Source organism: Phormidesmis sp. 146-33 (assembly GCF_052939515.1).
Genome location: NZ_JBJPHU010000284.1, coordinates 1 through 1310 on the forward strand (window position 1 = coordinate 1; position 1310 = coordinate 1310).

1 protein-coding gene is annotated in these 1310 nt (G+C 50.9%); it reads right to left on the reverse strand.

The genetic code is table 11. From position 1 onward, the window contains the following. Positions 1-17 precede the first annotated feature (17 nt). Entirely contained in the window at positions 18-1145 is a 1128-nt protein-coding gene (locus ACJ2PR_RS35985) for a transposase (protein WP_446880653.1), read from the reverse strand. Between the last annotated feature and the right edge of the window lie 165 nt (positions 1146-1310).

The following is a 1310-nucleotide window of genomic DNA, read 5'->3' on the forward strand; positions in this document are numbered from 1 at the left end:
CAATGGTTCGGACAAAATCAAACAGCGATCATGCCGTAAGAGCGTAGGGTCTGGTCGTTGGGATGGGATTTAATCTGAGTTGGGGAGAGGTCTAACTTTGAAATAAAGGTATCGAGTAGATGGTCATTGAGCGCCCGTCGCTTGACGCTTGCCATGGAGAAGACAAAGGGGTGATTGCCTAATTGCTGCTGCTGAACCTCCAGTTTGGCAAGATTGAGAGCCGTGAAACTGGCATTGAAATGGAAGTCGAGTTTTTGGCTCTGGCGCGACTGGCAATCACTCAGTCCGGTAAACTGCTTGGCATCGCGGAAAAGAAATTCGATTTGAAAGCGTAATTTGTAGAAGTGGTAGATGTCTTGGGCGCTCTGAGTCAGGTCGGTTGAGAATAAGATGACCGTGCCCGTCTTGTCAGGCTTGCGAGTGTCTTGGAGAACGGCAAGTCGAATCGGGCGCTTGAGGGAACGATGCCAGACCTGTTGGGTGTAGAGGTCAACGCCCGGTTGCAGTTGAGTCACCCAACTGAAGCGACGCAGGTCAGCTAAATCCACTTTGCCGTCATACTTGCGTCTGGCACCGCAGACCTTTTGCTTGCCCTCGAAGATGAACGCGAGATTGGCATCGCGCCGCAACTTGCTGATGACGTGCAGATTCAGAGCAACGGCTCCCGTGACGAACGCTTGTTTGGCATACGCCCCATCGACCGCCAAATATTGCACTTGAGGCGGTAGGTGAGGGCGGGCAAGTTCCAGGTGATACCGATAGTAGTCCATCCGCGTTAGTTCAGGAAAAGCCGCTTGGTCAAACGTCTGTTCTGCTAGCAGCGCATAGCCCACTTCACTCTTGACATCCACGACCCCCACTAAAGACACCTCTAATCCTTTTTCGACTCGGCTGTGGCTGCCGTTGTAAAACAGGTCAAGCCCAAACGTCTTTTTGCCACTCTTGGCGATAAATGAGGCATCCATCACCGCAATCAGAGTCGCTGCCTCCGATGTCGCCGCTTGGATCACGCCCGCGTTGAATGAAGCATAATCAAAGGACTTCGCAAACGCTCGTCGATACGTTTTCTCACTCATCGGGCTGTAGCGGCTTAAATTCGTAAAGTTCACCTTTCCACAGGCAATCACAATCGTCGCGAACAGCATCGTCAATACTTTCCTCTGAGGTTGGTTCACAATCCCCACTTTCTTCAACAAGCTCTGTACAATTTCCATAGCGCTATCGACCCGGTACTAGATTTCATTCATCAGCACCTTAAGCGGTCGATGGCTTTCTTGTCTATTTCTCCTCTAAATTTGTCCGAACCATTG